The organism is Paenibacillus sonchi (genome assembly GCF_016772475.1).
Taxonomy (GTDB): domain Bacteria; phylum Bacillota; class Bacilli; order Paenibacillales; family Paenibacillaceae; genus Paenibacillus_AQ; species Paenibacillus_AQ sonchi.
Genome location: NZ_CP068595.1, coordinates 5358937 through 5381262 on the forward strand (window position 1 = coordinate 5358937; position 22326 = coordinate 5381262).

General features: G+C 52.8%; 19 protein-coding genes and 2 pseudogenes. 20 read left to right on the top strand and 1 reads right to left on the bottom strand.

Annotation, left to right across the window (positions count from 1 at the left end):
• Positions 1–26: 26 nt before the first annotated feature.
• From JI735_RS23925 to JI735_RS23960, 8 genes and pseudogenes are all read left to right on the top strand, one after another.
• Entirely contained in the window at positions 27–761 is a 735-nt protein-coding gene (locus tag JI735_RS23925; RefSeq protein WP_233476035.1) for a Gfo/Idh/MocA family oxidoreductase, read from the top strand.
• Between the two features lie 5 nt (positions 762–766).
• On the top strand, positions 767–931 hold the full coding sequence (locus JI735_RS36265; protein WP_233476036.1) for a hypothetical protein: 165 nt from the start codon (positions 767–769) through the stop codon (positions 929–931).
• 250 nt (positions 932–1181) lie between these two features.
• A pseudogene (locus tag JI735_RS23935) lies at positions 1182–1741 on the top strand (RraA family protein).
• Between the two features lie 21 nt (positions 1742–1762).
• Positions 1763–2524, top strand: a complete 762-nt coding sequence (locus tag JI735_RS23940; protein ID WP_202676505.1) for an SDR family NAD(P)-dependent oxidoreductase — start codon at positions 1763–1765, stop codon at positions 2522–2524.
• Positions 2525–2542: 18 nt separating this feature from the next.
• A complete protein-coding gene (locus JI735_RS23945) occupies positions 2543–3382 on the top strand; it encodes an amidohydrolase family protein (RefSeq protein WP_051052125.1) in 840 nt (279 codons plus the stop codon).
• A 41-nt stretch (positions 3383–3423) separates the two neighbouring features.
• Complete coding sequence (locus tag JI735_RS23950) at positions 3424–5196, top strand: IlvD/Edd family dehydratase (RefSeq protein ID WP_202676506.1); 1773 nt, start codon at positions 3424–3426, stop codon at positions 5194–5196.
• Positions 5197–5259: 63 nt separating this feature from the next.
• Complete coding sequence (locus JI735_RS23955; protein WP_411829944.1) at positions 5260–6300, top strand: NAD-dependent epimerase/dehydratase family protein; 1041 nt, start codon at positions 5260–5262, stop codon at positions 6298–6300.
• A complete protein-coding gene (locus tag JI735_RS23960; RefSeq protein ID WP_039837925.1) occupies positions 6300–7370 on the top strand; it encodes a dihydrodipicolinate synthase family protein in 1071 nt (356 codons plus the stop codon). Before JI735_RS23955 ends, JI735_RS23960 begins: the two co-directional genes overlap by 1 nt.
• Before the next feature lie 282 nt (positions 7371–7652).
• On the opposite strand, the gene JI735_RS23965 is transcribed toward JI735_RS23960, so the two are convergent.
• Complete coding sequence (locus JI735_RS23965; protein WP_039837926.1) at positions 7653–9797, bottom strand: alpha-amylase family glycosyl hydrolase; 2145 nt, start codon at positions 9795–9797, stop codon at positions 7653–7655.
• A 755-nt stretch (positions 9798–10552) separates the two neighbouring features.
• Here JI735_RS23965 and JI735_RS23970 point away from each other — a divergent pair.
• From JI735_RS23970 to JI735_RS24025, 12 genes and pseudogenes are all read left to right on the top strand, one after another.
• On the top strand, positions 10553–11458 hold the full coding sequence (locus JI735_RS23970) for an NUDIX hydrolase (protein WP_039837927.1): 906 nt from the start codon (positions 10553–10555) through the stop codon (positions 11456–11458).
• A 33-nt stretch (positions 11459–11491) separates the two neighbouring features.
• Positions 11492–11967: pseudogene (locus JI735_RS23975) on the top strand (NADAR family protein).
• A 39-nt stretch (positions 11968–12006) separates the two neighbouring features.
• Positions 12007–12873: a TIGR02452 family protein gene (locus JI735_RS23980; protein ID WP_039837928.1), complete on the top strand. Its 867-nt coding sequence runs from the start codon at positions 12007–12009 to the stop codon at positions 12871–12873.
• Positions 12874–13183: 310 nt separating this feature from the next.
• Positions 13184–14404, top strand: a complete 1221-nt coding sequence (locus JI735_RS23985; protein ID WP_039834932.1) for an IS701 family transposase — start codon at positions 13184–13186, stop codon at positions 14402–14404.
• A 72-nt stretch (positions 14405–14476) separates the two neighbouring features.
• Positions 14477–14890 (top strand): bacteriohemerythrin, encoded by a 414-nt coding sequence (locus JI735_RS23990; protein WP_020433868.1) that lies wholly within the window; start codon positions 14477–14479, stop codon positions 14888–14890.
• Positions 14891–15176: 286 nt separating this feature from the next.
• Positions 15177–15668 (top strand): MarR family winged helix-turn-helix transcriptional regulator, encoded by a 492-nt coding sequence (locus tag JI735_RS23995; RefSeq protein WP_083886722.1) that lies wholly within the window; start codon positions 15177–15179, stop codon positions 15666–15668.
• A gap of 477 nt (positions 15669–16145) precedes the next feature.
• Complete coding sequence (locus JI735_RS24000) at positions 16146–17126, top strand: SEC-C metal-binding domain-containing protein (protein ID WP_167330812.1); 981 nt, start codon at positions 16146–16148, stop codon at positions 17124–17126.
• A 203-nt stretch (positions 17127–17329) separates the two neighbouring features.
• Complete coding sequence (locus JI735_RS24005) at positions 17330–18151, top strand: SDR family oxidoreductase (protein ID WP_039835694.1); 822 nt, start codon at positions 17330–17332, stop codon at positions 18149–18151.
• 108 nt (positions 18152–18259) lie between these two features.
• Entirely contained in the window at positions 18260–18937 is a 678-nt protein-coding gene (locus JI735_RS24010; protein ID WP_039835693.1) for a response regulator transcription factor, read from the top strand.
• Positions 18934–20310 carry a sensor histidine kinase gene (locus JI735_RS24015; protein WP_039835692.1) on the top strand — a complete coding sequence of 459 codons (1377 nt, stop codon included), beginning with the start codon at positions 18934–18936 and terminating at the stop codon, positions 20308–20310. The genes JI735_RS24010 and JI735_RS24015 overlap by 4 nt, the downstream gene beginning before the upstream one ends.
• Before the next feature lie 69 nt (positions 20311–20379).
• Positions 20380–21498, top strand: a complete 1119-nt coding sequence (locus JI735_RS24020; RefSeq protein ID WP_039835691.1) for an ABC transporter permease — start codon at positions 20380–20382, stop codon at positions 21496–21498.
• Positions 21495–22175 (top strand): ABC transporter ATP-binding protein, encoded by a 681-nt coding sequence (locus JI735_RS24025; protein ID WP_039835690.1) that lies wholly within the window; start codon positions 21495–21497, stop codon positions 22173–22175. Before JI735_RS24020 ends, JI735_RS24025 begins: the two co-directional genes overlap by 4 nt.
• Positions 22176–22326 lie beyond the last annotated feature (151 nt).

Below are 22326 nucleotides of genomic sequence, written 5' to 3' on the forward strand. Positions count from 1 at the left end.
CCAAGTCTGCGCACGGAGGTGCAGGGTTGAAAGAACTAAAGATTGGCATGGTAGGCATGGACACTTCTCACTGCAGAATTTTCGCTGCAATGCTGAACCATGTGTCACATCCGCTGCATGTTCCTGGCGGCAGGCTGATATGCGGATATGCCGGAGGTTCAGCTGATTTTGCGCTAAGCGCATCAAGGGTGGGAGCGATCAGCAGGGAGCTTCAGAAGAACTGCGGTGTGGAGCTGCTGGATTCGATAGCTGAAGTGGCCGAGAAATCGGATGCGGTGCTTCTGACCTCTGTTGACGGCAGAGTACACCGCGAACAGTTCGCTATCCTGGCACCCTATGGCAAGCCGGTATTTATCGATAAGCCGTTTGCGGTCACGAGCGCGGATGCACTTGCAATCGTGGAACTCGCGGCAAGCTGCGGGACTCCCCTGTTTTCCAGCTCCGTGGTCAGGTTCGGCAGTCCGTTGAATGCAGCGCTGCAGGATGAGACTGAAGGCGCCATTGTGGGAGCAGACTGCAGCGGCCCGCTTGAACTTCAGCCAACCCAGCCGGGATTATTCTGGTATGGCATCCACACGGCTGAAATGCTGTACGCTGCGCTGGGCGAAGGCTGCATTTCAGTGAGAGCTGTAAGCAATGAAATCCAGGAATGGGCTGTCGGGCTATGGAAGGGCGGGCGGATTGGAACGATGCGCGGCAACCGGACAGGGGTGCGGATTTCTATGCCGTTCTGCACAGGGAACGGGGCAGTACCGCTGTAAATGCATTGGGCAGCCAATACGAAGCAGGCCATCACACTCTGCTTAAGCAGTTCCTGCTGATGGCAAGAGGAGCGCCTCCACCTGTAAGCCCGACGGTTACACTGGAGCTGATCCGGTTTCTTGAAGCGGCTAATGAGAGCAGGGAAACAGGACAGACGGTTTTTTTATAGCAGCAGCTTGAACACACGGAATAAACCGGACAGGAGCGGGAAAGGACCAGCACTCAGTGAGTGAGGACGGGGAAATTCGAAGCTGGAGAAACGACACGCCAGACCCCAATTTGACAAACTGAAGTTCCATATTAAAAGACGGGCGGGATGAAAAATGAACGACCAGGAACTATTCGATACCATGTGCAAAACGCTCTACACTGCGGTCATTTCCGATACGCTGGATCAGCTGGGCTACCGCAATCAGGTGATGCGTGAAAATATCAATCCGGTCGACCCCTCCTGGGTGGTTGCCGGACGGGCCAAAACCGTTCTGTCGGTGGATATTCACCATCTGCCCGAAGACCCTTACGCCAAGGAGATTGAAGCGGTGGACAGCGTTAAGCCGGGAGAGATTGTTGTCGGCTGCACGAACGAATCAAGGCAGAACGGACTCTGGGGGAATTGCTGTCGACGGCCTCCAAAATGCGGGGCGGGCGCGGCGCAATCGTGGACGGCTTAATCCGGGATACTGCGAAAATTCTGGAGCTGGGCTTTCCCGTCTTTGCCACCGGCACCAAACCGGTCGATTCGCAGGGGCGCGGAATCGTTATTGACTACGATATTCCGGTGCTCTGCGGAGGCGTGCTGGTACATCCCGGTGACGTTATCTTTGGCGACCGTGACGGTGTGGTGGTGATACCGGGGGCAATCACCGGTGAGGTGTTCGCGCTGGCAACGGATAAGGCGACCCGGGAGAATCATACACGCGACGAGCTTCTGGCAGGGTTCACGCTGCGGCAAGTCTACGATAAATACGGAGTGCTCTAGACTGCGGAATGGAGGGCTTGCATGAGACTCGCTGGAAAAAGAGTATTGGTAACCGGAGCGGCGCGAGGCATAGGACTGGCCATTGCCCGCCGTTTCCTGGAAGAAGGGGCGCGGGTGGTTCTGCTGGACCGCAGTGAAACAGAGCTGCACGCTGCCGCGGATGAACTGGCAGGCTACACCGGAAATTTGGCAGTGGAGGTCTGCGATCTGCGGGATCTGGCGCAGCTTGAGCAGTCTGCCGCCAAGGCATTCGCGCACTTTGGCGGGATTGACATTGTTGTGAACAATGCGGGCATTGCCTACAGAGAGCCCTTTCTTGATATTTCTCCTGAGCACTGGAATGCGGTTCATGAGATCAATGTCCGTGCGGTATTCAGAATAGGCCAGCTTGCGGCAAGACAGATGATAGGCCAGGGCGGCGGCGGTGCGATCATCAATATGAGCTCCAAAAATGGAATAGCCGCCAGCGCGGAGCTTGCGCATTACAATGCTTCCAAGGCTGCCGTTATTCTGCTGACGGAATCGATGGCGGTGGAGCTGGCCCGGTATGGAATCCGGGTCAACGCCGTAGCGCCGGGCTTCGTGGATACGCCGCTCGACCGCAGGCTGCGGGAGGAAGCCGGGCTGCCGCCCCATTCGGAGCATACACCGATGAAACGTGCGGCAGCCCCGCAGGAGGTTGCCAATGTATTTCTCTTTTTGGCCTCTGATGAAGCGTCATATGTAACGGGTGAAACGGTCTGTGTGGATGGCGGACATCTGGCAAACGGGAGTGAGTTGTAGCCTGAAGGAGGAGCAGATATGATTTTTGATTCTCATACGCATTTGTTTGGACCGGGAATGGTAGCGGGGCCGACGGATGCCGCGATCAAGCGCGCCTGGGGCCCGGATATGAATATTGAAGCAACACCCGAGCAGCACGGGAGCAATCTGGAAGGCTTCTCGGGGGCAATAGTGCTGGCAATGGCAGCGCATGCCACAGGGCTGGTGGTGCCGAATGAATATGTGGCAGAATATTGCCGGACTGATCCCGGCCGGCTGTTCGGTTTTGCCAGCGTTGATCCGAATGATCCGGACTGTGTAGGCAAGTTCGAGTCGGCTATCCGGGAATTGGGGCTGAAGGGATTGAAGCTGGCGCCGATTTACCAGAACTTTTATCCGGATGACCCCAAGCATATGGCCCTCTATGCCAAAGCAGAGCAGTTGAACGTCCCCATCCTGTGGCATCAGGGAACTTCGTTTGTGCCGGAGGGGTATCTGGATGCTTCGCGCCCGGCGATGCTCGATCCGATAGCCAGGGCTTTTCCAAAGCTGAAAATGATCGTAGCCCATATGGGCCATCCCTGGGTGGACGAGTGCATCTCGCTGGTGCGAAAGCATCCTAACCTGTACATGGATGTGTCTGCGCTCGGCAGCCGGCCGTGGCAATTCTATAATGCACTGGTTTCCGCTGCGGAATACGGGGTTCAGGACAAGCTGCTGTTTGGTTCGGACTATCCGTTTTTTGGTACGCAGCAGATGCTGGATGCCCTTTACAGCATAAATGATCTGGTTGAGGGGACCAAGCTGCCGCATGTGGCGGAGGACTTCATAGAAGCGATTATTCACCGGCCGACACCGGAAATCCTCGGATTGGTCTAAGTTGTTCAGCATCTGGCTGTAAGCAAAAAGGAGATGGGGGCATGGAGGAACGTACGGGAATCAGCGGGGAGGGCAATGCAGAGAGCAGAGCTGCCGGACACAGGCTGAAGAGTGAATCATATTTCCAGGAAAAAGATTTATGGGGCTTCATTCACCGTTCTTTTACGAAGTCGATGGGGTATACCGGAGAGGATTTGCGGAAGCCGGTTATCGGCATTTGCAATACCTTCAGTGAGCTGAACAAGTGCCACTCGCATTTTAATGAGCTGGCGGATTATGTGAAGCGCGGAGTCTGGCAGGCCGGCGGGGTGCCGATGGAATTCCCGACGATTTCAATCGGCGAGCCTTACGTCAAACCGACGACAATGCTTCTGCGGAACCTGATGGCCATGGACACAGAGGAAATGATGAAGGGCCATCCCATAGACGGGGTGGTGCTGCTCGGCGGCTGCGACAAAACGGTGCCCGCCCAGCTCATGGCTGCGGCCAGTGTGAACCTTCCGGCCATTGTGCTGACGGGCGGGCCGATGCTGAACGGCCGTCTGGGCGGGCGCAGCCTGGGCGCCTGCACCGACTGCTACGGATTTACGCTGGAGCATAAAGCGGGAAATCTTACGGATGAGGAGCTGGCGGTGGCGGAGGACGCCATCTGCCGCAGCGACGGGCACTGCATGGTGATGGGCACGGCCAGCACCATGGCTTCGATTGCCGAAGCCCTTGGGATGGCGCTTCCAGGCTGCGCGGCGATCCCCGCGCCGGACAGCCGCCGCAGGCATCTCTCAGAGCGGACCGGCAAGCAGATTGTGGAGCTGGTGCGGCGGGATATCCGCCCGCACGACATCATGACCGCCGAGGCGGTGGAGAACGCCATCACGGTCACGATGGCCAGCGGCGGTTCGACGAATGCCATCATCCATCTTGTGGCAATCTCCCAGCGGCTGGGCCGGAAGCTGCCGCTGGAGACGTTCGATGCGATCAGCCGCCGGACGCCGTTCATTTTGAATTTGCGTCCTTCGGGCAAATATCAGATGGAGGAGTATTTTGAGGCAGGCGGCGTGCCTGCGCTGATGAAAGAGCTGGAGCCGCTGCTGCACGGCGGCTGCCTGACCGTAACCGGGAAGACGGTTACGGAGAATCTGGTCCAGGCTTCTACCCTGGACCGGGAGGTGATCCGCAGCATGGCGGAGCCGCTGGAGAGCCAGGGCGGAATTGCCGTGCTGCGCGGCAATCTCGCCCCGGACGGCGCGCTGATTAAGCAGACGGCGGTATCCGCGCATTTGAAGCAGCACACCGGACGCGCGGTGGTGTTCGAAAGCCCGGCGGACCTCCTGCTGCGGATCGACGACCCGGAGCTGGAGGTCGATGAGCACAGCGTGCTGGTGCTCAAGAATGCCGGGCCCAAAGGCGCGCCCGCGATGCCGGAGATCGGGCAGATCCCGATTCCGCAGAAGCTGCTGGTGCGCGGGATAAGGGATATGGTCCGCATCTCCGACGCGCGGATCAGCGGCACCTCCTACGGCGCACTGATCGTGCATGCGGTGCCGGAGGCAGCCGTTGGCGGAACACTGGCGCTTGTACGGGACGGCGATGAAATCGAGCTGGATATTGCCGCAAGAAAGCTGGTCCTGAAGGTGTCGGACGGGGAGTTGGCCCGGCGGCGCGCTTTATGGAAAGCACCGGAGCCTCATTACGACAGAGGCTACGGTCTGCTGTTTCATGAGCGGGTGCTGCAGGCGAACCTGGGCTGCGATTTTGACTTTTTGCTGCCGGCAGAGCTTCGCCGGGAACTGGTGGACGGAGCTGAAGCGCCATAAAGCGAAGGAAGGAATGGTTGGACCACATTACAACTGAAGTAACAACCGAAAGGGGAAATCTTTATGCCAACCGCAATACAAGCTGCGATCCGATCAGTTCAGGAGCTGGAAGACCGGCTGGCCCGTCCGTCTGCCGCACTGCTGGAGGAGCTCGCCCGGGTCGATGGAGATATTATGCTGCTCGGAGTAGGCGGCAAAATGGGGCCGAGCCTGGCCGGGCTGGCGGTAAATGCAATCCGGGAGGCTGGCCTGGACAAGAAGGTAATCGGCGTTTCCCGCTTCTCGAACGATGCCTTGAAGCAGGAGCTGCTTGAAGCCGGAGTGGAGATTATCTCTGCGGATTTGTCTGACGACAGCGCGCTGCAGGCACTCCCTGAAACGAAAAATATCCTCTACATGGCCGGCAATAAATTCGGCACTACGGGGAATGAGCATTTCACATGGATGATGAATGCCTACCTGCCGGGGCGCGTCGCGGAACGTTTCCGCAATTCACGGATTGTAGTGTTCTCTACAGGCAATGTCTACCCGCTCACCCCGGTAGGCCAAGGCGGTGCAACGGAGCGGACCTCCCCGAATGCGAACGGGGAGTATGGGCAGTCCTGTCTGGGCCGTGAACGGATCTTCGAGCATTTCTCCCATAAGAATGGTACCCCGATGTTCATCTACCGGCTGAATTATGCCATAGACCTGCGTTATGGCGTTTTGCTTGAGCTCGCGAGGTCCGTGAAGGAGCAGCGGCCGATCGATATCACCATGGGGCACGCCAATGTGATTTGGCAGGGGGATGCCAACGAGCTGGCCCTGCGTGCGCTGCTCCGCTGCAGCTCGCCGCCGAATGTCATGAACATTACCGGACCGGAGACGATATCGCTGCGCTGGGCTGCAACGGAAATCGGCCGCAGGCTGGGTATAGAACCGGACTTCACGGGTGAAGAAGCGCCCAATGCCCTGTTGAGCAATGCATCCAAAGCGGCAGCTTCCTTCGGCTATCCGCAGGTAACACTCGCCCAGATGATCGATTGGGTCGCCGAATGGGTTCGTCTGGACGGCGCGACCTGGAACAAACCGACGCATTTTCAGGAACGGGAGGGCAAATATTAATGGGAGCGACAAGAACCCCCTTAACACCGGAGCTGTATGAAGCGCTGCATGAGGGTCTGGCAATTCCGGCACATCCCCTGGCCCTGACAGCCGGGCGCAAGCTGGATGAACGCCGTCAGCGGGCGTTGACCCGTTACTATTTGGCCTCCGGGGCGGGCGGAATTGCCGTGGCGGTGCATTCCACGCAATTCGAAATCCGCAATCCGGAGATCGGGCTGCTGGAGCCGGTGCTCAGGCTGGCGGCGGAAGAAGTGGAGCGTGCGGGTCTGGACCGGCCTTTTCTGAAGGTCGCCGGCATATGCGGCGGTATGGAGCAGGCTGTTCTGGAAGCGCAGCTCGCGGCAAGTCTGGGCTACGAAGCAGGACTGCTGAGTATGGGCGGGCTGCAGCACTGGAGCGAAGAGGAACTGCTGGAACGCACACGCAGAGTCGCGGAGGTGATTCCCGTATTCGGTTTTTATCTGCAGCCATCCGTTGGCGGCCGGATCTTAAGCTTTGACTTTTGGCGGAAATTTGCGGAGATTGAAGGGGTTATTGCGATCAAAATGGCACCGTTCAACCGTTATCAGAGCCTGGATGTGGTCAGGGCCGTGATGGAATCCAGCCGCTGCGGGGAAATCGCGCTCTACACCGGCAATGATGATAATATCGTTACAGATTTGCTCACCACTTACCGCTTTATAGTAAATGGCGAGCCGGTGGAGAAAAAAATCGTCGGCGGGCTCCTCGGCCACTGGGCAGTCTGGACCAGCAAAGCGGTTCAGCTTCTAAGCGAGATCAAAAAAATCCGCAACGATGCCTCTCTGGCGGCAAGCTGGCTGACCCTCGGCGCCGAAGTGACGGACAGCAACGCGGCGCTGTTTGATCCGGCCCATAATTTTCACGGCTGCATACCAGGCATTCATGAGGCGCTCCGCCGGCAGGGACTGCTTGAAGGCTTGTGGTGCCTGAATCCGGAGGAGCAGCTTTCGCCCGGACAGCTGGAAGAGATCAGCAGAGTGAGCAGGGATTACCCTCATCTCGTTGATAATGATTTCGTGGCAGCGCATTTGGAGGAGTGGCTCATGTAAAAGAGAATTACCAAGGCACAGCCGGACATTATTAGCACAGAATCTTTGATTAGCCCGGATGGGCAGCAAAGATTCCGTGCTTTCTGGATAAATAGGACTGTGCTGTTAAAGTACCAGTCATGCCCGCGCCATAGATCGCTGGGCCAGTCATTGCCGAAATTATCCTTGCATGCTGGCGTTCATCCACTTTTAAAACATCAAACTAGTTAGCACAATAAAAACAGCGGCAGTCTGCAACTTGTTTATCAAGTCCCAGTCTGCCGCTGTTTCATTTACAACAATTTAGTTCTGCCAGTCAACCGTCACTGTGCCTACGCCGCTGGTTGGGGAGGTATACGTATGGTTGCTGCCGCCTTCCCAGGTAACGGTAGTGCCGTTCGATTTAATTAGCTTGAACTGCAGAGGCGTACCAGCCGGTACACTGACATCGTAGTACCATGTCGGGTAGGTTTCTTCAACTACGTTGTACATAGGGCCGATCGCATCAGAAGCGCTCCAGGCACCCAGCTCGGCTACATTGCCGACCAGATACACGTTTGATCCAAGGCTTGTGGTCGCGTTGTTGACTTTAAAGCGTACGGTGACCTGATCAGCAGTCAATACATTGAAATTGCTGAATGCATTGCTTGTTGCACTGGAAGCTGTGGTTACTTTTACTGTTGTCTTGCCAGCAGCAACATTTGGAATTTTTACTTTGATCTCGGAATCTTCCCAGCTCACAATGTTCGAACCGGTGACAGCGGTAGTTCCGAAATACACTGTTCCCGCACTGCTGCCAAAGCCCTGTCCGTCAATCGTTACTGTGTTGCCCGGTTTGCCCATCGTCGGTCCGACATTTGCAACGGAAGGTGTTGATGCAGGGGCTGTAGACTGCCAAACCGCCGTTCCTCCAGCCGCAAGCGTGAAGTTGGTGACGGAGCCGCCGCTGCCGACGGAAATTGAGTTGCCATTTAATAATCCGCCCAACACATCTGTGTAGTTGCCTGCAGGCAGCGAAGATAACAGATTCGAAATCGGATACGGTGTGGTCGTATTGCGGTTGATGGCTACAAGAGCGACGCTGTTGCCGAATTTACGTTCATAAATATACACATCGTTGTTGACCCAACGCTGTGTGGTCGTGCCGTAAGCAAGTGCAGGATTGGACTTGCGCAGCGGAGCCAGAGCTTTGATCAGCTTGTAAGCGGTTGTGTTGGTATTAAATCCTGTCATCATTGCCCGGTTATACGGATCGCCGACGCCGGTCATGTACTGCTCGGTACCATAATAAATGGCCGGCACACCCCGGGAAGTAAGGGTGAGCGCCAGCGCCTGCTCCGTCGGCCGTGTGCTGGAGCCGGCCGCCTGGAAGCGGTCCATATCGTGATTGTCGATGAAGGTAACCATATTATGAATATAATTATAGCTGGAGGCAGTAGATTCCAGCATAGTGTTGAGATCAGTCATCGTTTCCGATTTGTCCTTGAATACTTCGCGGACTTCCTGAGCGTATGCGAAGTCAAGCAGGTTCATGCCACTGCTGTTGGCAAATTTGACATTGTCCGGACTGGTTTCGTCTGGACCAAGGAACCATTCACCGAAGGTGAAAACCGGATGACTGCTGCTGTACATGGAAGAGGCCAGGCTTTTTTGCCAGCCGAACGGCATATGTTTCACCGCATCGAACCGGATGCCGTCTACACCCAGGCCTAGCCAAAGATCAATGGCTTCTTTGAAATATTTGTCAATCGTGTTGTTGTTTTGATTGATATCCGCCAGATCATACAGATTCCGGTAAATACCGTCTTCAATGGTGGAAAAATCCGTACCTCCTTTGTGATGGAACAAACCGTTGGAGTCATTAGTGTAGTTGCCGAGCAGCGTGCCATTGTTATACAGCGCGCCGTTCTCAGCAAAACTTGGTTGCGACGACGAAGCCGGGCTGGTGTGGTTGGGAGCAAAGTCGATAATGACTTTGATGTTATTCGCATGTGCTGTGGAGATCAGGTTTTGAAAATCGGTAAAACTTCCGAAGGCGGCATTGGTTTTTTTGAAATCCCTCGGCCAATAGCCGTGGTAGGACGTATTGTTCACACCGGAATAATTAATGACAGAGGTGATGTTCTCCACCGGCTGGGAAATCCAGATCGCAGTAACCCCCATACCGGTCAGGTAACCGTCATTGATTTTATTGATGATTCCCTTCCAGTCGCCGCCGAAATACAGTTTCATATTGGAATGATCGCTGCTGAAGGCGGCTCCTGTCGGGTTATTGGACGGATTACCGTCCGAAAACCGGTCGGTCACGATCTGGTACATGACATCAGTACTGTAATTAACCTTGTTATTTACACTTGTAGCCGGATCAGCCAGTGCCGGCACAGCGGCACCAAGAACCATACTAAGCGAAAGCGATAGGACAGCCGCAGCCTTGTAATGCGATTTCATCATTCAACTCTCCCTTCAAATGTCACGCAGATGTTTGAATTTTGAGCCTGCTCAGCTTGCTGGCAAGCGGGTGCGCAACCGCCGGAGCAACTTCGCAGATTCAGATTTTAAAACGCTTTCAACTTGCTTATGCAAGATCTGCCCGTTAAGGACTGCCTTATACAGAGATGAAAAATATTCCAAAGACGGATAGCAGCTAACTACGGGTTGTCCATGCCTGCTGCGTTGAAATTTTGGTGGAATCTATTACATGAAATACAGAAAACCGGTTTCCTTACCAAAAATAACACTGTTAATTAGAACAAGTCAATACCTTAAATGGAAAAAAATGAAGTAAATATATAGGATATATAATTAGTACTAAAAAAGTAGGAACGGAGTAATGCACACCAATCTGGAGGCTGACGCCAATGCGAATCTTTTAAGCTAGTTAAGAACTAGCAATCTGTTGCACTGTCTGCAGCCGCAGACTGTTAAATTGGCAGAAAAACTCATTCTATTGCACTATGTACATTAGAATTCTCTGGAAAAATTGGTTTTAGCCCCCTCTTTACGGAAAGGGAAACAGGAAATTTCAGACACTTGAATACTAAATAGAACTTGACTTGTAATGGGGCAATTGTATTATAATAACACTATGATAATAACATATGTGTAATATCACAGCGTTAAAAACATACCTGGTAAAAACTCAGTGAGTAATAACGATCAAGGTGATAATGATTCACAAGAATATAACCCTAAGGAGATTTCACATGCCCAAAAAACCGGTCACTGACCGCAATGGCTTAACTGAGGAACAATTTCTGCAGAGCTATGATGCCGGGAGGTATGAACGCCCGTCCGTTACTGTCGATATGCTGATCTTCACGGTGATGGAGCAGGAGCAGGACAATTACCGCAAGCTGTCGGAGAAATCGTTGCAGCTCCTGATGATCCAGCGCGGGGAGCACCCGTATCTTGGCCAATGGGCGCTCCCTGGGGGATTCGTCGGTGTAGATGAGAGTCTGGAGGACGCCGCCCTCCGGGAGCTGTACAGCGAGACGAATATCGATAATGTCTATATGGAGCAGCTGTATACCTGGGGAGATGTGGGCCGTGATCCGCGTATGCGCGTAATCAGCAGCTCATATATCGCGCTGGTTGACCGCAAGACGCTTGACGTGCAGGCTGGCGATGATGCTGCAGATGCGGGCTGGTTCGAGGTCACGTATGATGTGCTGGAATCCGGCCGCAAGGAGCTGGCGGAAGGTTATGTGGAGGAGCAAAAGATTCGCATCACCTTGCAGAAGGAGGATGTTGAGCTTACTGGTGTAGTCGCTATTACTGAAACCGTCCAAGGGCATGTCCGGCGCGTCCGGCGGGAGATTGCCGAGAATCACGGCTTCGCCTTTGATCACCTGAAGATGATCCAATATGCGATAGAACGCCTGCGGGGCAAGGTGGAATATACCGATATTATTTTCAATCTGATGCCGCCGCTGTTTACCCTGTCCGAGCTTCAGCGGGTCTACGAAATTATCCTTGGCAGAGAGCTGCTGGCTCCGGCATTCCGCCGCAAAATTGCCGATAGTGTAACTGAAACTGAAGAATTCACCAAAGATGCGGGCCACCGCCCTTCGAAGCTGTACCGGTACAGAGCGGACAAGGGTTCCCGGTAAATTTTCGAATGAACACAGAACGGAGAGTTTCCTATGGAGAAATTTACTTACTTTTACCGCAGCGGTTCGCCGTTTTCCCAGTGGTACCCTTGCTATTTTACAGTCGATGAGCATACCTTCAACTGTGCAGAACAATACATGATGTATGCCAAGGCGCTGCTATTCAGGGATGAAGAAACCGCCATGCAGATCCTGCGGGCCAGAACACCCCGAACGCAAAAGGAGCTGGGACGCAAAGTCAGCGGCTTCAATGACACGGAGTGGAAAAATCACTGCCGCGATATTGTATATCAGGGGAACCGGGAAAAATTTCTGCAAAATGAAGAACTGCTGCAGCAGCTGCTCGATACTAAGGGAACTACCTTGGTGGAGGCTAGTCCGACGGACCGGATCTGGGGTGTGGGCCTCACAGAAGACGACCCCGAATCCGCAGCAGAAGCAGCTGGAGGGGCAGCAATTGGCTGGGGGAAGTGCTGACGAAGCTGCGTGACGATCTGTTGCAGGAATAAACAAACCCGGGATAACACCGGAGCAAGGAGTGGATATCAATGAATCAAAGTCTCAATCCCAGAAATAAAAGAGCGTCTATTGCGCGTGAAACACTGGATATATTGGAAAAAGGAAACTATACAGGTCCTGCGGGCCGGATGGTTGACATTGCCGAGGACGTCAACGCATGCATCTCGGGGACTCGGCTGTATGCCCCGGATGAGCTGCCTCAGCTGATTACAGCTGCACGGTCACGGATGGGGGAAGCTTCCGGACGGCGCGCGGAACTGGCAGTCACCGGAGAATCAACTCTGGAAGCGGCATACCGGCTGGTGGTCAAGGAAGGCAGGGTGCAGACGGTATGTCTGAACTTTGCTTCCGCCAAGAACCCGGGAGGCGGCTTCCTCGGCGGCAGCCAGGCTCAGGAGGAAAGCTTGGCCCGTGCCTCTGCGCTGTATCCGGCAATCTCACAAAAAGATGAAATGTACAAATACAACCGCAGCCGCAAAACCTGTCTGTACTCTCACTACATGATTCATTCTCCGCAAGTTCCCGTGATCCGTGACAATCAGGACCAGCTGCTGGCCGAGCCTTATTGTGTGTCGTTCATAACCGCACCAGCGGTAAATGCAGGGGTTGTCCGCGAGCGGGAGCCTCAGGAGGCCGGACTTATCAAGACTGTTATGCTGGAGCGAATCCGTTATATTCTGGCGGTTGCTGCCAGGAATGGACACAAGACTATCGTGCTCGGAGCGTTTGGCTGCGGAGTTTTCCGCAACAATCCGGCAGAGGTGGCCGGGTGGTTCAGGCAGGTGCTGCTGGATGAAGGATACCAGAGTCTGTTTGAGCAGATTGTTTTTGCTGTGCTGGATCATTCTCCGCAGCAGAGCACGCTGGGCGCTTTTCGGACAGTCTTCAGTGCATAAAAGCGGGGAGGATTGTTCGTTTCACTCCAAAACCTTGTTACATTGTGTCGTGTGATGTTGTTAACAGAACTTTTATGTTGAAAAGTGGAAAATTAAATAAGCTTGTCATTATGTAAAATATGGAAGAAGGCCGGGTGGGTCAATGATTAACTTGAGTCTTGTAAAAAACGTGCTGTCGGACAAATGGAATCAAAGTCAAATCGTTAGAACCTTTGTCGAACAGGCAGACAGAAGAAGGACATCCAGCCTTGTTGGAGAAATTGTCGTTTACCAGACCACAATTTCCAGATAAAGGAGATGTCCCACTATTATGTTATCCCTCTACCTGCCCATCGTCAAGTTTATTTTGGCCCTCCATTTGCAAATGTCTAAGCCACAGCTCGGCCATCTGTTTACGCTCGTTCAAGGCATCATTCTCTGTGCCGGACGGAAGAATATCACTCAAATTCAGCATGCGGCCAAAGGCAATCGTCATTTAAGCAGCGCGACGAATTTCCTGAATCATTCGCCGTGGTGTGTGAACCGCATGCAGCGTCGGCGCATGGAAAGGGTCATGAAACTTATTTCTGCCAAAGCTGGCGATAAGCGAGCTCCCGTATTCCTCATCGTGGACGACACGTGTTGCAAGAAAGACAAGTCGACGAAGAAAATGGAGGGGCTCAGCTTTCAGTATGCTCATGAAGCCGGGAAAACGGTATGGTGCCATTGCTTGGTCACTACGCATGTGGTTGCTGCAGAGGGCTCCTATGCCTGGGATTATCGCCCCTACTATCCCAAGAAGTACTGCCAGGCTCAGCGTCTGCCTTTTAAGAGCAAAAATGATTTAGCGTTAGAGATGGTCGAGGCGTTTCCCAATCCCCAAGACGAACGGGTCTACGTCCTCATAGATAGCTGGTACACCAGCGAAAAAGTGATTAACGCGTGTAACCGCAAAGGATTTCATGTCATTGCCGCCGTCAAAACCAATCGCCGGATTCGTCCGGCGGGGATTAGCATGCCTTTAGATGATTTCGCCCAGCAGTACATTCGCAAGTCTGACCTCCACTCCGTTACGGTAGAGGATCAGGGAAAGTACTGGGTCTACCCGTACGAGGGACCGGTGAGCGACATCGAAAACGTCAAATTGTTGCTGTCCTGGAAGGACGAATACACCGCTTCGAGCAAACCACAGGTTTGTCTCCTGTGCACGGATCTGTCTCTGGATCTCGTTACGATCCAAAGGTATTATCACGTGCGGTGGAATATCGAGACGGGATATCGATACTTCAAGGAACTGCTTGGCTTTGACCAATATCAATTGCTTTCGCTTCATGGCATTGAGCGCTTTTGGGCGATCCAGTTCTTGACGCAGAATTTCTTGGAGTGTCAGCGGCAAGAGTGGATGACACCAACCTCCAAGCTCACGCTGGGTGATGTAGTGCGCCGCATTCGAGAAGAGCATTTCGGGCAAATGATCGTCTATGTGTATCAACAAGCCCTGGAAAAGAAGCCTCTTTTCGACATTCTCCAGTTATTTCGGTTGTCTGCCTAAAGCGTCTAGTACCCTAACACACTACAACTCTGTCCATTTCAGGATCTTTCAGGTTGATTTTGCAAGACTCAAGTGATTAACTGGAAGGATTCATATGACATCGGGGTCGAAAAGATTGACTGCCAGCACAGACAGCTGCTTGTGAAGCTGAATGAATTTTTTGAAGCTTGCACGAACCAGCAGGGGAAAGAAAAGATTGAAGAGACTCTGAAGTTCCTCAAGGAGTATACGCTTGAACATTTCAGCGATGAGGAACACTTGATGCAGGACATCGATTTTCCGGAATTGGCCGAGCACCGCAAGACCCATGCTGAATTTGTAAAGACCGTGCTGGATCTGGAGGAAAGCATCAAGAGCAAGGGCGTATCCGTCCTGTCTACCATCAAGCTGAACCGCACATTAACAGACTGGCTGCTCAATCATATCAACAAATGCGATAAGCTGATTGGGCAATGCATTGCCAGCAAGGGCAATCAAGCCGTATAATTTCCACCGTGTAACTTATAGAGGGAAGATGAAGATGCCGCAGGGCATTTTCTTTTTTTGTCTTTTTACGGAAACAGACACTCCGGTTACGGGTTTAGCGCAAGGAACACAGCCCATTTATTCCCCAAAATTGCTTCTGATCTGCACCTGGGGACCGCCGATCCGCCTGGCCAGCCGCTCCGAGCTGATCAAGCTGGAGGTAATAAATCTTTGACATTCACCGCCGGATAAGTTACTTTAATCATGATATAGTTAAGGGATTAACTAATTGGAGCTGAACAATGCTATGGATTCACTGCAGGAAGACAATATGCCCAAAAGAGAAGCGAATATAGACGGTTTGCAGCAGTTTGTTCTGGACTTTCCGCTGGCTAACGAGGCCTTTTTTGCTCTGGTGGAGACGACAGCAGGTCTTGTCGCGGTTTCGGAGAAGTACTGGCAGGCACAGGGGCTGAATGGCGCAAGAATCCGTGTGCTGGTGGAGATCGCGAAGCAAGGAGGCGCCATTCTCCCCTCGGTGCTGGCCAGTCGGATCGGGGTGACCAAAGCGAATATCAGCTTGCTGCTGACTCCGCTGGAGAAGGATGGATATATCAGCAGGACAGAGCATGTCCGCGATGGGCGCAAATCGGTCATTTCACTTACAGAAGCCGGACGGGCACTGCTGTCCCAACAGCTTCCCGGAAACCGCGAAACGGTTGCCGGGGTGATGAACCGGCTGGACACGGATGAGCTGCGCCAGCTGATGGGGTTGCTGCATAAGCTGAACAAGCCGTAATATGGGACAAGATGTGAGATAGATAACCGGATAAGGAGAGAAGAGTGTATGAAACGCAAGGAGATGGGGATCAATCCATTATTAGTCACTATTATGACAGGTGTGGAACTACAAGAAAGCGAAGTGCCAAGGTTAACCATGCTTCCAGGAATAACAGGACGAATGGTATTTAAGCGAATAACGAAGATAAATCCCCCGCATCCCCCCAAAAAACAGCGGTTACGATGTACTGAATGTGGTCATACAGCAGGATATGATCTGGGGTTAATTGCCTTTGATATTGATAAATGGAAATCTGACAAAGACCGTGAGGGATTTGAAGGTAAAAAGGACACTTCGTTTGATTTGCAAACATCGATAATGGATTATTTGCAATTTACCGGCTATTTTCGTTGCAGTAATTGCAATAGTGCCGGAGCGTGGGAGCTTGCATCTTCAAATTTATTATTTGAACTGATGGCGGGTATGATGAGAAAAATGAATAGTTCATATGATGACAGCACTGACGGTGTCATGTACGGGGGGCTGACTCTTCATGACGGCAGCAGACCACGGTGGATGAGTGAGGGAGAGGAGCATTTTCTGGAGCAGTTGAAAGTGCAGCCTGAGGACGGCTACCTATGGAACAAGCTGGGGAATTTATATTTTTCAGGTGGCAGACCCGAGCTGGCCGCTGCTGTCTTTGAGCATTCGGTCAGCATCGATGCTTCCCAGATGGAATCTCACTATTCGCTTGGGAAAATATTGCTGGAAATTGGAGAGATGGAGCTGGCCGCCAAGTACTTGCGTCAAGCGGTGCTGTATGCCGGCACTTATACTAGACTCGGTGCCTTGGAGCTTCGGGAGATGCTGGCTGTTATATTATACTCTTTATTCGAGCTTTATGATGGTTTCCAGAGGCTAGCGCCTTCATTATTTCCTGCGGAAGAGGAGATTGCTATGATGGAGGGATTCGAAGAAACAGCAGCAGCTGCAATCCCGACCATGGATCTGAGAAATTTGAATGTGATCCAAGGAGATCTGAAGTCCTTCTATCCTGTTGCAGAGATGTATATGGGGAGCCGTGCCGGGGATCTTCCAGCGCATGAGCGTAAGCTTAAGGAGCAGGCACCGGCAATCGGGGGGACGGCTAATCCGGTGGATGCCAACAGGTTTCCCCTCAAGGGTTGGGGATCTAAGCAGCGGCCGATTATAATCCGGGCCAAGACAGAAGCGAGGATGAAGCAGGTGCAGCTTGTATGTGATCATTTTGGCTGGAACTATATGATGGGTATGGAGTTTACTGAGGATCTTTCGGATTTGGAGAAGGCGATCAAGGAGAAACTGACTCCGGATAATATCTATGATCCTTGTCCTTGCGGAAGCGGGAAAAAGTTCAAATTCTGCTGCGCAAGCACCATGAAGAATTTTGATCTGGATGTCTACTTGGCGGCGTTTACTGGAGGAGAGACACAATAATGGTACCGATATCATTGGATGTATGCTTTACTTGTTTGACAGGTGAAGCTGATGATTCAGAAGATTACGAGATAAATTGGGTTTGTTAAAAAACGGGATCAGGCTAAACTGGATAATTCAATATCCAGTTTTACTACCCATGTAGTTAAGTGCTTAACTATTAATAAGGGACAGAATAAGAATTTATAGGAGGATGTATTGATATGACTATTATGATCACCGGAGCTACAGGACAATTAGGCAGTCTGATTATTGAGAATTTGCTAGCCGAACTCTCGGACAGCACAATCATCGCGGGAGTCCGTAATTTGGATACGGCTACACACTTCAAAGACAAAGGAGTTGTAGTCCGCTGCGCCGATTACGATAGGCCGGAAACGCTGCAGGACGCTTTTGCCGGAGTGAACAAGCTGCTGCTGATTTCCAGCTCACATACGGATGATGATGTCCGGCTGGTTCAACATAAGCGGGTGATCGATGCAGCCAAGGCAGCCGGAGTTGCGCATATTTTGTATACCAGCTTTGCTTTTCCGCAAGCAGGCAATAAGGGAACAAGCAGCGTTCATGGCCTTACCGAACAGGCGATACTCGATTCGGGAATGGACTATACGATTTTACGCAACGGCCTGTACATTGATTTCGTGGGCGTACTTGGCCTGAATGAGGCAATATGCAGTGGTGTGCTGGCGACGCAGCCTGGTGATTGGCAGTTCAATGCCGTAACACGCCGTGACCTGGCGCAGGCAACCGCAAAGGTGCTGGCCGGAAACGGGCATGAGCATCGGATTTATGAGCTGGCTGCGGCGCAGACATGGACGTTTGCCGGCCTTGCAGAAGTGCTTACTGAGCTTGCCGGCAAGCCGGTAATCCATACTGCAGATGCGTCTGTGCAGCACTGGATCTATCATTTTCTGAGCAGTATTGATACTAAGTCCACCTCAAACGATCTGGAGCAATTGATGGGACAGCCCGTAACATCGCTTAAGGAGAGCATCGCACCTTTTTTGAATCTGGAGAATGTGTGAATATTTCCCGGGTGGCGGTATCGTCCTGCGGTCCCCAAGTTGTCTAATTCCCTCAATATTGCTACTATGATGTCAGCATAAAAGGGGATACCCGGGGAGTGAGAAGGAATGAAGAAAATATTAGTGGCCGACGATGATGTGAATATCCGCACGCTGCTGCGGCATGTGCTGACCAGGGAAGGGTATGCTGTGCTGGAGGCCGCCGACGGGCGTGAGGCCATGGGACTGATGAAAGGCAGTACTGTGGATTTGGCGGTTGTAGATGTGATGATGCCGTATATAGACGGGTTGGAGCTGTGCCAGCATATCCGGGAGACGTATGATATTCCGGTCATTCTGCTTACCGCACGGCAGCAGCTCAGCGACAAGGAGCAGGGGTATTTACGCGGGACGGATGATTATGTCACCAAGCCTTTTGAACCGGACGAATTGCTCTTTCGCATCAAAGCCTTGTTCCGCCGTTATTCTGTAGCCGCGAGTGACAAGATCCGCCTGAATTCTTTGGTGATTGACCGGAAAAATTATGAGATCAGCGACGGCAACGATGTGCTTCTGCTGCCCGTAAAGGAATTTGAGCTGCTGGCCCAGCTTGCGGAGTACCCGGGACGGCTGTTCTCGCGCAGCGAGCTGATTGAGCTGATATGGGGTGCGGATTATGAGGGGGATGAGCGGACGGTCGATGTGCACATCAAACGCCTGCGCGACCGGTTCAGCGGATACAAAAATGATTTTACCATCCGCACAGTCCGGGGCATCGGCTATAAAGTCGAAACGGTGAGTCCATGAAGTCGCTGTATGTAAGAATGAGCCTGCTGTTCTGTTCCGTGATTGTAATCAGCAGCGTGCTGGGATTTCTCATCTCGAACGCCTACTATCAGGCCGCAATCAAACCAAAGAACGATGCCAAGCTCACCAAAATGGCCATTGGCCTGCAGTCCTTTATTGAAGATCACCCGGATGCGGTTGAGGAATATCTGCTCAGTACGGCATCCCTGGGCTACAAGATGTATCTCTCCAATGACCAAGGCGATGAACGGTTCTATGGACTGCCTTTCCGCAAAAATGACCTGAAGGAAGGCGAGCTGCAAAAGGTGCTGGCAGGCAGCATCTACCATGGAGTAGCGGATTTTCCGGGCAGGATGTTTATTACCGGCTTTTTTGACAATCAGCTCAGCAATACGATTGGTGTCCCTATACATATTCATGGCCAGCCCTACGCGCTGTTCATGCGTCCGGATGCTCAAGTGCAGTTTGGCGAGCTGCGGCTGTTTTTTGCGGTGCTGATTGCCGGTACAATTCTGTTCAGCCTGTGGTTTGTCCTGATCACGGTTTTTCATGTGGTGAGGCCGATCACCCGGTTAACAGAAGCCACCAAAAAAATCTCCAAGGGCAGGTACGATATCAAGCTTTACACGGCCCGGCGTGATGAAATCGGCCAGCTTGCTTCCCACTTCATGAGCATGAGCCGGGAGCTGGAGCGGACGAACCGGGCGCGGCAGGAGTTTGTCGCCAACGTCTCGCATGAGATCGAATCGCCGCTGACCTCCATTCAAGGGTTCGCCCACGCGCTGAAGGACGGCACACTTCCGGAGCAGCAGCGGATGGAGTACCTGTCCATCATTGATCAGGAGAGCCGGAGGCTGTCGGTGCTGAGCAAGCAGCTGCTGACCTTGTCTTCGCTCGATTATGACGAGAATGCGCTGGACCGCAAAAGCATTGAACTCCGGGCGCAGCTCCGCCAGGTGCTGCAGATTATGGAGTGGCGGCTGACAGAGAAGGAGCTGGCGGTGCGGCTGCATGTGGCGGATATTACCCTCCAGGGGGATGCCAATTTGCTCTATCAGGTATGGATGAATCTTTTGTCCAATGCAATAAAATATACCCAAACCGGCGGGACAATTGCAATCTCGGCGAAAGCTGAGAATCAGCACTGCATTGTTACCGTTACGGATAATGGCGAAGGCATTCCGGCGGATCAGCTGCCGATGATCTTCGACCGGTTCTACAAAGTGGACCGGGCACGCACACGCGACAGCAACAGCAGCGGCCTGGGATTATCCATTGTGCGCAAAATTATCGAGGTTCACGGCGGCACCGTTGAGGCAACGAGCACAGTAGGGGAAGGAACAACCTTTACGGTGACGCTGCCGCTTCTGTAATTTATTATTCATACTCCGTTCATTTTCACCTTCTAAACTGTGGATATACAGATTAGAAGGAGTGGTTATATGTTTTTGGCATTAAGGGAGATGAGGCACTCCAAAGCACGGTACAGCCTCATTATAGTCATAATGCTCCTGGTTTCGTTCCTGGTCCTGTTCGTGACCGGATTGGCCAGAGGCCTGGCGTATGCCAATATCTCTGCAGTGGAAAATATGCCCGCAAATTATTACGCTGTACAAAAAGATGCAGATCATGCATTCAGACGTTCCCAGTTGAATGAAACCGAGCTTTCTGCCGCCCGTTCGATTGCAGGGGAGCAGAGTGCCGCCCCCTTGGCGGTGCAGATGAGTACGATAACGGCAGATAAGGTGGATGTAAAGGCGGATGTCACCTTTTTTGCTGTAGATATGAACGGAATGCTGGCACCCAAAGTGACTCAAGGAACGGAAATCACTAACGAGACTCAGGGCAGTGTTGTGGCAGATTCAAAGCTCAAAGAGTCAGGGGTGACCATCGGCAGTACGATCAAGGATCAGGCTTCCGGGTTGACCTTCAAGGTTGCGGGCTTTGTGGACGACAATTCTTACAGCCATACTCCTGTTGTCTATATCAACACACTGGATTGGAAAGCTATGAGACAAGGCTTCGGACAGAGCGGCAAGGATGCAGAGACTGTTCCTTATAATGTGATTGCGCTGAAGATTGACTCAGCCCAAGCCTCCGATATCACGGAAAAGCTGGGGAATGTGGAGGTCATTACGCAAAAGCAGGCGATTGCCAGCATCCCCGGCTACTCCGCCGAGCAGAATTCTCTGCTGATGATGATTGTGTTCCTGTTCGTTATTGCTGCATTTGTGCTTGCCGTATTCTTCTATGTCATCACGATCCAGAAGACCAGCCAGTTCGGCATCCTGAAGGCGATGGGCACCAAGATGTCGTACCTGGCCTGGAGCGTAGTCGGTCAGGTGTTGATCCTCTCGGTAGCCAGTCTTGCGGTCAGTCTGCTGCTGACCTTTGGGATGAATATGGGCCTGCCGGATTCGATGCCCTTCCAGCTGGAAGGCCAAACCATCCTGCTGACTTGTGTGCTGTTCGTCGGAATGTCACTGCTGGGCTCGCTGATTTCTGTAGCCAGAGTGGCGAGAGTTGACGCTTTGGAAGCAATAGGGAGGGCTGGAGCATGAGTACTGCAAAGTTAATGATGAAGCAAGTGACACAAACCTACGGCGACGGCGACGGAGCCATGACCGTACTGAATCAGCTAGACTTTACGGTGAATGAAGGGGAGTTTGTTGCTGTACTGGGACCATCGGGCTCCGGCAAAAGCACCTTCCTCTCCGCAGCCGGTGCGCTGCTGACTCCGACCAGCGGGGAAATCTTCATCGATGGAGAGCCGCTGAGCCATAAGGACAAGAGCGCACTGACCGAGCTGCGGCTGCGCAAGATCGGCTTTATGTTCCAGAGTGCACAGCTGCTGCCTTACCTGAAAGTGGAGGAACAGCTGTTGTACGTGGCTAAGCTGGCGAAGCTAAGTACCAAGGAAGCGAAGGAGCGGTCCTCCTATCTGTTAAAGCGGCTGGAGATTTGGGAGCGGCGGAACCATTATCCCGAAAAGCTCTCCGGCGGGCAGAAGCAGCGCGTGGCGATTGCGAGAGCGTGGATGAACAAGCCGGCGATCCTCTTCGCCGACGAGCCGACGGCCAGCCTGGATTTCAACCGCGGCCGCGAGGTGGTGCGGATGATCGCGGACGAGGTGACAAGCGAAGGCAAAGCTGCGGTCATGGTGACCCACGACGAGCGGATGCTGGACTGGTGCGACCGGGTGTACCATCTGCAGGAGGGTGTGCTGGTTAAGCAGTAACGGGTGAATTAGCTGAGTCTCAGACCGCTCGCGGGGAGACTTTTATAAATAACAGATTCTGCCTTGATAGAGGGGGATCTGTTTTTTTGTCTAGATTACATATATACCATTCCCGGCATCAATAAATAATAAATGGATGCTTATTTTTGAT

Coding starts and splice junctions, on each gene's coding strand:
- JI735_RS23960 (WP_039837925.1), top strand. CDS start 6,300: ATGGGAGCGACAAGAACCCCCTTAACACCGGAGCTGTATGAAGCGCTG.
- JI735_RS23995 (WP_083886722.1), top strand. CDS start 15,177: ATGGATTCACTGCAGGAAGACAATATGCCCAAAAGAGAAGCGAATATA.
- JI735_RS23950 (WP_202676506.1), top strand. CDS start 3,424: ATGGAGGAACGTACGGGAATCAGCGGGGAGGGCAATGCAGAGAGCAGA.
- JI735_RS23945 (WP_051052125.1), top strand. CDS start 2,543: ATGATTTTTGATTCTCATACGCATTTGTTTGGACCGGGAATGGTAGCG.
- JI735_RS24020 (WP_039835691.1), top strand. CDS start 20,380: ATGTTTTTGGCATTAAGGGAGATGAGGCACTCCAAAGCACGGTACAGC.
- JI735_RS24000 (WP_167330812.1), top strand. CDS start 16,146: ATGAATAGTTCATATGATGACAGCACTGACGGTGTCATGTACGGGGGG.
- JI735_RS23965 (WP_039837926.1), bottom strand. CDS start 9,797: ATGAAATCGCATTACAAGGCTGCGGCTGTCCTATCGCTTTCGCTTAGT.
- JI735_RS23940 (WP_202676505.1), top strand. CDS start 1,763: ATGAGACTCGCTGGAAAAAGAGTATTGGTAACCGGAGCGGCGCGAGGC.
- JI735_RS23980 (WP_039837928.1), top strand. CDS start 12,007: ATGAATCAAAGTCTCAATCCCAGAAATAAAAGAGCGTCTATTGCGCGT.
- JI735_RS23970 (WP_039837927.1), top strand. CDS start 10,553: ATGCCCAAAAAACCGGTCACTGACCGCAATGGCTTAACTGAGGAACAA.
- JI735_RS24005 (WP_039835694.1), top strand. CDS start 17,330: ATGACTATTATGATCACCGGAGCTACAGGACAATTAGGCAGTCTGATT.
- JI735_RS24015 (WP_039835692.1), top strand. CDS start 18,934: ATGAAGTCGCTGTATGTAAGAATGAGCCTGCTGTTCTGTTCCGTGATT.
- JI735_RS23955 (WP_411829944.1), top strand. CDS start 5,260: ATGCCAACCGCAATACAAGCTGCGATCCGATCAGTTCAGGAGCTGGAA.
- JI735_RS24025 (WP_039835690.1), top strand. CDS start 21,495: ATGAGTACTGCAAAGTTAATGATGAAGCAAGTGACACAAACCTACGGC.
- JI735_RS23985 (WP_039834932.1), top strand. CDS start 13,184: ATGTTATCCCTCTACCTGCCCATCGTCAAGTTTATTTTGGCCCTCCAT.
- JI735_RS24010 (WP_039835693.1), top strand. CDS start 18,260: ATGAAGAAAATATTAGTGGCCGACGATGATGTGAATATCCGCACGCTG.